At 69.8% G+C, this 2,031-nt stretch carries 4 protein-coding genes; 1 reads left to right on the forward strand and 3 read right to left on the reverse strand.

The window, feature by feature from the left end; genetic code table 11:
• Positions 1 to 27: 27 nt before the first annotated feature.
• The 3 genes from BACI9J_RS22600 to BACI9J_RS22610 form a co-directional block, all read right to left on the reverse strand.
• Positions 28 to 405: a DUF3846 domain-containing protein gene (locus tag BACI9J_RS22600; RefSeq protein ID WP_159558317.1), complete on the reverse strand. Its 378-nt coding sequence runs from the start codon at positions 403 to 405 to the stop codon at positions 28 to 30.
• Between the two features lie 563 nt (positions 406 to 968).
• Entirely contained in the window at positions 969 to 1,301 is a 333-nt protein-coding gene (locus BACI9J_RS22605; RefSeq protein WP_159736639.1) for a hypothetical protein, read from the reverse strand.
• Positions 1,244 to 1,528 carry a hypothetical protein gene (locus BACI9J_RS22610; protein WP_159558321.1) on the reverse strand — a complete coding sequence of 95 codons (285 nt, stop codon included), beginning with the start codon at positions 1,526 to 1,528 and terminating at the stop codon, positions 1,244 to 1,246. Before BACI9J_RS22610 ends, BACI9J_RS22605 begins: the two co-directional genes overlap by 58 nt.
• A gap of 63 nt (positions 1,529 to 1,591) precedes the next feature.
• Here BACI9J_RS22610 and BACI9J_RS22615 point away from each other — a divergent pair, with 63 nt between their 5' ends.
• Positions 1,592 to 1,894 carry a hypothetical protein gene (locus tag BACI9J_RS22615; RefSeq protein WP_159558323.1) on the forward strand — a complete coding sequence of 101 codons (303 nt, stop codon included), beginning with the start codon at positions 1,592 to 1,594 and terminating at the stop codon, positions 1,892 to 1,894.
• Positions 1,895 to 2,031: the final 137 nt, after the last annotated feature.

Consider the following 2,031-nt stretch of genomic DNA (forward strand, 5'->3'; position numbering starts at 1 on the left):
CTTTTCTATGGGTGGGACTGCTGGGTGTTACTGCTGGCGAAGCGCCGCGGTGAGCGCGGCGGACGCGTGCTGGAAGGCGCGCATGACGGCCGTGTACTGATCCGGCGACAGCGACCGGGTGTCCCCGGCTTCGTCGTAGGTCAGGAACAGGACCGTCCCGTACAGCGGCGACGCCGCCCGGGAACGCCCGAGAGCAACCGCCGCGACGGTGGCGAGGTCGTTGCGGCCCCCCGCGTACATACCCTCGTCATCGATCCACGCATCGATCCGGCCGTCGAGGCGAACCACGTCCACCAGGCGGCACCCGATCTGCTCCCGCGTGCCCTGCAGGGTCGACTGCGCCGCGTTCACGACGACGCCCTCAACCGCACCATCTGCGGTCGCTCGAATACCCATCAACTTCATTTCCGTTCTCCTTGTCCCCTCCTCGTTTTTTGCCGAGAAGGCGGTTTACCGCCTAGCGGCCGGGAGGGGCGTGTCTACCCGAAGGGCGGAGGGGGAGAGAATTTCGGCGCGAAATAAGGGAGCTTGCGACCGCGTGCCGAAAATCTCGGAGGAGCCGGCCGCGCCAGCGGCTAGACACGGCCCGGGAGGCTGCTACGAGGGAGCTTGCGACCGAGCCGCCGAAGGCTTCTCGGTGAAAAAACGGGCCGCAGGCCCAGAGCACTGGCCGGCTTGCCGGCTCCCCTCAGACAAGATCAGCCCGCCGAAGGCGGCCCGCTCAGACAGAACAGGCCGCCGCCGGCGGTCCGCTTGGATCCCGCGTGCTCGAGGAGCTCGCCGGCGCGCAGAGGCCCGCGAACGTGAAGCGGCCCCGGCCTGTTGGGGAACAGGGCCGGGGCCGGCTGCAGCTCGAGCGAATTGGGGGGGGCTGCTCGAGCTGCGGGCGCCCGAAGTCACTGGGGGGAATGGTCCGGACGCAGACCATCACGGTACGCACGACCCCCGGTGCCGGCAACCGGGGTCGGCTATGACGTCGCTGAGACCTCCACGCGGTGCTTCACCGCGGCCCGCCACACCCATGCCGCGGTCGCGGCTTGGCCACTCCCCCACTCGATCAGGACAGCGTCACCGGTCGCGGCGATCGCCTTCGCTTCCACGCGGCGATCGACACCGCGGTAGGTGCGGATCCACGCCTGCACGGGCGCCGGCGGCACGACGTCGCCCACCGGGCCGCCACGGGCGTCTGCGGGCAGCGACACGGCTTCCTCGGGCACCCAGCGGCCACGCCGGCGCACGCCCATCAGCGGCGCCCCTGCGGCTTCAGAGCCCGCTTCTTGATCCGGTCCATGGGTAACCACACGTGGTGCACGAAGCCCATGTGCACGAGCTGCACGTAGACGACGTCGCCGTCTGCCTGCTCAACGAACCCGGGGCAGGTCTGCGGGCCAGACCGGGTGAACTCGACCCGCACCCACACCGCCGGGTAACCGGACACCCTGTCCGGTGCCGGCGGGGCTGGGATGCCGAGTGGCTGGTCCTCGGGCGGATCGGGGTGGATGGGCGGCGCCCACCGGTGCTCGGGCATGCCACCGATGATGACCGCGGCCGCCGACACCGCAGGAGCGGATCGCGCTGCGAGGTTGGATCCATGACCACCGTCCGCGGCACGATCCGCTCCACGAACACCATCACCGCCGACGGCCACGCAGACGACCAGAGCACCGCCCGGGCCCGCGCCGTCGACGGCCTGGAGCGCACCGGGTACGACGTCGCGCAGACGAACACGCTGAGCTCGACCGCGGCCGGGAACATCACCGTCCGCGCCGTCGCCCGGTCGACCGAGATCCAGCCACACGAAGCATCCGGGCCGAACTACGACGCCGCCCTGAAGGCCTACCTGCAGTCAGTCCCCGACGGGTGGATCAGCCTCGGCATCACCGTCGACGCCTGACTTCGATGGTCGCTACTTCAGTTGAGCTGGTCCCAATGCACCGCGTGCAGCGCATCCTCCACTGTCGCAGCAGGGTTACCCGTCGCACGCACACTGTCGGTAGGCCCCACTCCCTCCACTAGGACCGAGTATCGGAA

Source organism: Arthrobacter sp. 9V (assembly GCF_902506065.1).
In the GTDB taxonomy this organism is placed as follows: domain Bacteria; phylum Actinomycetota; class Actinomycetes; order Actinomycetales; family Micrococcaceae; genus Arthrobacter.

Bases quoted from the DNA above. Each gene is read 5' to 3' on its own strand.
- BACI9J_RS22615 (WP_159558323.1), top strand. From the start codon at position 1,592: ATGACCACCGTCCGCGGCACGATCCGCTCCACGAACACCATCACCGCC.
- BACI9J_RS22610 (WP_159558321.1), bottom strand. From the start codon at position 1,528: ATGCCCGAGCACCGGTGGGCGCCGCCCATCCACCCCGATCCGCCCGAG.
- BACI9J_RS22600 (WP_159558317.1), bottom strand. From the start codon at position 405: ATGAAGTTGATGGGTATTCGAGCGACCGCAGATGGTGCGGTTGAGGGC.